5 protein-coding genes are annotated in these 6062 nt (G+C 73.7%); 2 read left to right on the top strand and 3 right to left on the bottom strand.

Going from position 1 to position 6062, the window contains the following annotated elements:
* Positions 1 to 63 precede the first annotated feature (63 nt).
* Positions 64 to 1179: an allantoicase gene (gene alc / locus ACFWZ5_RS44115; protein WP_384806483.1), complete on the bottom strand. Its 1116-nt coding sequence runs from the start codon at positions 1177 to 1179 to the stop codon at positions 64 to 66.
* A 5-nt stretch (positions 1180 to 1184) separates the two neighbouring features.
* Complete coding sequence (gene allB, locus ACFWZ5_RS44120; protein ID WP_384806485.1) at positions 1185 to 2522, bottom strand: allantoinase AllB; 1338 nt, start codon at positions 2520 to 2522, stop codon at positions 1185 to 1187.
* Positions 2523 to 2823: 301 nt separating this feature from the next.
* Here allB and ACFWZ5_RS44125 point away from each other — a divergent pair, with 301 nt between their 5' ends.
* Positions 2824 to 3633 (top strand): IclR family transcriptional regulator, encoded by an 810-nt coding sequence (locus tag ACFWZ5_RS44125; RefSeq protein ID WP_384806486.1) that lies wholly within the window; start codon positions 2824 to 2826, stop codon positions 3631 to 3633.
* Positions 3634 to 3800: 167 nt separating this feature from the next.
* On the opposite strand, the gene ACFWZ5_RS44130 is transcribed toward ACFWZ5_RS44125, so the two are convergent.
* Positions 3801 to 4385, bottom strand: coding sequence for a universal stress protein (locus ACFWZ5_RS44130; RefSeq protein WP_384892726.1), 585 nt, complete (start codon positions 4383 to 4385; stop codon positions 3801 to 3803).
* A gap of 122 nt (positions 4386 to 4507) precedes the next feature.
* Here ACFWZ5_RS44130 and ACFWZ5_RS44135 point away from each other — a divergent pair, with 122 nt between their 5' ends.
* The gene (locus ACFWZ5_RS44135) at positions 4508 to 6004 is read left to right on the top strand and encodes a PLP-dependent aminotransferase family protein (RefSeq protein ID WP_384806798.1); all 1497 of its coding nucleotides are present in this window, start codon (positions 4508 to 4510) and stop codon (positions 6002 to 6004) included.
* Positions 6005 to 6062 lie beyond the last annotated feature (58 nt).

Genomic DNA, 6062 nt, shown 5'->3' on the forward strand with positions numbered 1-6062 from the left:
AACCAGGGGGGCGGAGCCCCCCTGGTTCGGGAAGGGGCGGGTCCGGGGCGCCCCCGCGAGGGCCTAACCCCCCAGCTCCCGATGCCGAGCGGCAAGCCCCCGCGCACCCTCCTCCGTCAACGCCCCGAACAACCGCAGCCGCGAAATCCCCCCATCAGGAAAGATGTCCACGCGCGCGTGGGTCCCGACGACGGCGTCAGCAAGCACGAAGCGGTGATTCGTATCGGGCTGAAGCCGCGTACGCGGCAGCACCTCCACCCACGCCCCGTCATCCCCGTCCCGCACCGACACGGCCGCCCACCCCGCCGAATTGCCCTTCAAGTAGGCGGTGTCGATCTCCAGGGCCCGCACGGAGGCCTGCCCGGCGAGCCGGTAGCGAATCCAGTCGTGGCCGCGGTCGCGCCGCCGCCGCGTCTCCCAGCCGTCGTCCATCTTCCGGGAACGCCCGGGCTGGATGGTGTTGGTGGCGGGCGAGTAGAACCGGTCGGAGGCGTCCTCGACCCGGCCCCCGTTCTCCAGGGCGACGACGTCGAACGTGCCGAGGGCGGCGAGCCAGGCGGGGTCGGCGACGACCTCGCCGTACACGCGAAGGCGCGCGATGCCCCCGTCGGGGTGCTGGTTGAGCCGCAGATGGGTGAAGCGCTGGGGCACGTCGACGGCGAAGCCGTTGGCCGCGTGGCCGCCGACGGGCGTGCGCGGGACGAGGGTGGTCCACTTGACGTCGCCGGAGAGGAGCTCCTCGGGCGTCGGCGCGCCCTCGACGTTCGCGCCCTCCACCGAAACCGCCTGCGGGTAGTTGCCGCGGAAGTGGGCGGTGTCGACGACGACGCCGTGGATGACGCCGGGCGCGCCGAGGCGGATGAGCGCCCAGTCGTGGTCGTCCTCCGTGGGCCACGGCTGCTCGGCGGAGACGCCACGGCGGCGCCGGGTCTCCCAGCCGTCCATGACCTTGCCCTTGTGGCCGAAGTGCTCGGGGTCGAACTCGGCGGCGCCCGGCAGGAGGAGGTTCTCGCGCATGGCGAAGAACTCGTCGTTGGCGGCGATGACCCCGGCGCCGAGCGCGCGGTCGGCGAGGTTGGCGTACTGGGTGAAGGAGAAGTCGGCGGTGCGGTAGTCGGCGTAGGGCTCGCCGCCGCCGTAGGGGTTCGCGTCGCCGGTGAAACTGGGTATCGCCGTCACGGTGATCAGTTCTTCCTTTCCAGGAGTCGGCCCGCGGGCGCGGTGAACTCGCCGTCGGACACAATGCGTTGGCCCCGCAGCCAGGTGGACTTCACGACGCCGCTGAGGGTCTTGCCCGCGTACGCGGTGACGTGGTTGCGGTGCTGGAGGCGGGCGGGGTCGACGGTGAAGGTCTCGTCGGGCGCGAGGACCGCGAAGTCGGCGTCGCGGCCGGGCGCGATGGCGCCCTTGCGGTCGAGCCCGACGAGGCGCGCGGTGTTCGCGGACATCCAGCGCGCGACGTCGTCGAGGGTGTGGCCGCGCCGCCGCGCCTCGGTCCACACCGCGGGCAGGCTGAGCTGGAGCCCGGAGATGCCGCCCCAGGCGGTGGCGAAGTCGGCCGTCTTGAGGTCGGCGGTGGACGGGGAGTGGTCGGTGACGACGCAGTCGACCGTGCCGTCGGCGAGCGCCTGCCAGAGCAGGTCCTGGTTGGCGGCCTCGCGGATGGGCGGGCAGCACTTGAACTCGCTGGCCCCGTCGGGGACTTCCTCGGCGGTGAGGGTGAGGTAGTGCGGACAGGTCTCGACGCTCAGCCGTACGCCTTCGCGCTTGGCGGCGGCGATCATCGGCAGCGCGTCGGACGAGGACAGGTGCAGGACGTGCACGCGGGCGCCGACGCGCCGGGCGAGGGCGATCAGGCCCTCGATGGCGGTGTCCTCGGAGACCCGCGGCCGGGTGTCGAGGTAGTCCGCGTAGCGGGGGCCGCTCCTGGCGGGGGCGGCGGCCAGCTCGTGCGGGTCCTCGGCGTGCACGATGAGCAGACCGCCGAATCCGGCGATCTCCCCCATGGAGGCGGCGAGTTGATCCTGGTTCAGCTCGGGGAACTCGTCCACTCCGGAGGGCGAGAGGAAGCACTTGAAGCCGTAGACGCCCGCGTCGTGCAGCGGTTTGAGATCGCGTACGTTGCCGGGCAGCGCGCCGCCCCAGAAGCCGACGTCGATGTGCGCCTTGGTGCGGGCGACGTCCCGCTTGACGCGCAGGTGGTCGACGGTCGTGGTCGGCGGCAGGGAGTTGAGCGGCATGTCGACGAGGGTCGTGATGCCGCCCGCCGCGGCGGCCCGGGTGGCCGTCCAAAAGCCTTCCCACTCGGTGCGGCCGGGGTCGTTGACGTGCACGTGGGTGTCGACGAGGCCCGGCAGCAGGACGTCGTCCCCGACGTCCTCGACGCGGGCGCCGGGCGGTACGGGGGCGTCGTGCTCACGGACGGCGACGATGGTCCCGTCGGCGACGGCGACCGACGCGGCGCGCGTCCCCTCGGGGGTGACGACGCGTGTCGAGCGCAGCACCAGTTCCACGTCGGACACCGCGGCCCCTCCCATTCGGTTTCGGTGAACCTTCCGGCCAGCAAACTTCAACGTTCTGTTGAAGGAGTTTTCCCCGCACCGCGGGCGCCGTCAAGGGTCTATACGTTTCCACGAAGTGGAAATACAATTCCGCCCAACAGAACGTAGCTATGTACGACGGAGACGGTCAAGGCTGCCCGCGGCCCCACCCCCGAGACCGGACAAACACGCACTGACCGGCGCCGACGCCCCGCCCGCGCCGGGTACGCCCCGGGGAGCTGCCGGTAGGCTGCAGAGGCCTGCCAGTTGAAAGGAACGCGCCGTGCCGACGTCAAGCGCAAGGACCACCGACGCCGCGAAGCCCGCATCGCCCGCCGCGACCGGTGGCGTCCAGTCCCTTGAGCGCGCCTTCGACCTCCTCGAGCGGATGGCCGACGCGGGCGGCGAGGTGGGCCTGAGCGAGCTGTCCGCGAGCAGCGGGCTTCCGCTGCCCACGATCCACCGCCTGATGCGCACGCTCGTCGCCTGCGGGTACGTGCGCCAGCAGCCCAACCGCCGGTACGCGCTCGGCCCCCGCCTGATCCGCCTCGGCGAGTCCGCCTCCCGCCTCCTCGGCACGTGGGCGCGGCCCTACCTGGCCCGCCTGGTCGAGGAGACCGGCGAGACCGCGAACATGGCGCTGCTCGACGGCGACGAGATCGTGTACGTGGCGCAGGTGCCGTCCAAGCACTCCATGCGGATGTTCACGGAGGTGGGGCGGCGGGTCCTTCCGCACTCCACGGGGGTCGGCAAGGCGCTGCTCGCGCACACGCCGCCGGAGGAGGTGCGGGCGCTGCTCGGCCGCACCGGGATGCCCGCCGCCACGGAGAAGACCATCACCACGCCCGACGGCTTCCTCCACGCCCTGGAGGAGGTGCGCCGCGCCGGGTACGCCGTCGACGACAACGAGCAGGAGATCGGCGTGCGCTGCCTCGCCGTCTCCGTGCCCAACTCGCCCACGGCCGCGGCCATCTCCATCTCCGGCCCCGCGGGCCGCGTGACGGACGAGGCGACCGAGAAGATCGTGCCGGTGCTCCAGCAGGTGGCGGCGGAACTGTCGGAGGCCTTGGCGAGCTCGGCCCCGTCGGCCTAGCCCGTCGCGGGGCGCCCCAGCCCCGCCCCTTCTCCGAAACCAGGGGCTGCCGCCCCTGGCACCCCGCTTGTCGGCGCTTCGCGCCTCGTCCTCAAACGCCGGACGGGCTCAAACCTTGCCGCACCGGCGAGATAGTCAGCCCCTCCGGCGTTTGAGGAGCGGGGGTTCTAGGGGGCGGAGCCCCCTAGGTTCGGGAAGGGGCGGGTCTGGGGCGCACCCGCGAGGGCACCGAAATCCCCCACCGACACCCCCCGCAATGCCCGCCGCAGCCCCCGCGGCACCACCGGCGCCGGAACCACAAGCACCCCGCACCGCGCACGCCGGTCGACATACCGCCGCACCCGCCCCCGCCGCCGGCCAGGCCGACCGGGCCGCCCCCCAAGAACGATCAGATCCCCCGGCCGCGAGGCCAGGGAGACGAGCGCGCGCCCGGCCCGCCCGCGGACGACACGCCGCTCGACGGCCACCCCCTCCGGCACCCCGCCGAACGCCTCCTCGAAGGCCCGCTCCAACCGCTCCCGGGCCACCCCCTGCCAGTGCCGCGCCCACTCCTTGTCGGGGTGGCGCAGATACAGCCCCTCCCCCTCCGGCGGCTCCCACGCGATCACCGCGACCAGCGTCCGCCCGCCCCGCCGCGCCTCCCGCTCCCCGGCCCGCAGCGCGGCGAGGTCCGCCAGGTCGTCGTCGGCCCCGCTGATGCCCACGACCACGCGGTCGCCCCTCACATCGCCCACGTCGCTCACGTCGCTCACGTCCTCGTCACTCCCTGTGCCACTCCGCCGGCACCAGGCCACAGACCCGGCCAAAACCACGGCTGATCGCGATTCTGTACGCTGATTGGTCTGGGCAGCAGGGCCAATCGGGAGGATCTGGCATGGCAGAGGCACGGGTGGTCCACTCAGTGGACAGGCGGCTCGGCGGTACGCAACTGGCGGGGCTCGTGACCGACACGGCGGGGACACGGCCGGGCTACCGGGCGCTCGCGCAGGCGATCCGGACCCTGCTGCTCGACGGCCGCGTCCCGCTGCACACCCGGCTGCCCGCCGAACGGGAGCTGGCCGCGGCACTCGGTGTCAGCCGCGCCACGGTCACGGCGGCGTACGACCTGCTGCGCGACGGCGGGTACGCGCGCAGCCGCCGCGGTGCCAGCACGTGGACGGAGCTGCCGGAGGGGCGCCGCCCGGCGAACGTGGCGGCGTTCCCCGCGGCGCTCCCCCTAGACGGCGACGGCGACGGCGATGTCATCGACCTGGCGGTGGCGGCGCCCCCCGCGCCGGAGGCGGAGCTGACCGCCGCGCTCGCGGCGGCCGCCGCCGCGCTGCCGCGGCACGCGCCGACGACGGGCTACCACCCCTACGGCCTCCCGGAGTTGCGGGCGGCGGTCGCCGAGCGGTTCACGCGCCGCGGCCTGCCCACGCTGCCGGACCAGATCCTCATCACGACCGGCGCGCAGCACGCGATCTCGCTGACCCTCGCCCTGCTCGGCCGCCCCGGCGACCGCGTCCTGGTGGAGAACCCGTCGTACCCGAACGCGCTGGACGCGATCCGCCACGCGGGCCTGCGGGCGACCCCCGTGCCGGTGACCGGCGCCGGCTGGGACACCGCCCTCGTCGAGTCGACGCTGCGGCAGACGGCGCCGCGCCTCGCGTACCTCGTACCGGACTTCCAGAACCCGACCGGCGCGCTGATGGACCGCGAGCAGCGCCTGCGCGTCCTGGAGACGGCCCGCGCCACCGGCACCTGGCTCCTCATCGACGAGACGATCGCCGACATCTCCCTGGACGGGCCGCCGCCCCCGCCCTTCGCGTCGCTCGCCCCGCACGGCGTGGCCGAACAGGTCGTCACCGTCGGCTCGTTGAGCAAGTCGCACTGGGGCGGGCTTCGGATCGGCTGGGTGCGGGCCGGCTCACGCCTGATCACGGAGCTGGCGATGGCCCGGGTGCCCTCGGACATGGCGACGCCGGTGATCGAGCAGTTGGTGGCGCTGCACCTGATGGCGGGCATCGACGACGTCCTCGCGGACCGGCTGCCCCGGCTTCGCGCCTCGCGTGACGCTCTCGCGGCGGCGCTCACCCGGCATCTGCCGGAGTGGCGCTGGACGCTGCCGCCCGGGGGGCTCTCCCTCTGGGTCGACCTGGGTGCGCCGTATGCGTCGTCGCTGGCGTGCGCCGCGCTCTCGCATGGGGTGCGGATCGAGGGCGGGTCCCGTTTCGGTGCGGATCCCGGTACTCATGAGCACCGTCTCCGGATTCCCTTCACGCTGCCGCCGCATCGCTGCGAGGAGGCGGCGCTGCGGCTTGCCGCGGCCCTGGCGTCCGGCCCGAAGGGCGCGGCGGCGCAGTCCCTGTCCCGCCAGGAGTGGGTGGCGTAGCCCGTCGCGGGGGTTCCCCAATCCCGCCCCTTCCCGAACTGGGGCTCCGCCCCAGACC

It is taken from the genome of Streptomyces sp. NPDC059003 (assembly GCF_042740445.1).
Classification (GTDB): Bacteria; Actinomycetota; Actinomycetes; order Streptomycetales; family Streptomycetaceae; genus Streptomyces.

What these genes read in the sequence shown, in the direction of transcription:
- ACFWZ5_RS44135 (WP_384806798.1), top strand. Translation starts at nt 4,508, where the DNA reads ATGGCAGAGGCACGGGTGGTCCACTCAGTGGACAGGCGGCTCGGCGGT.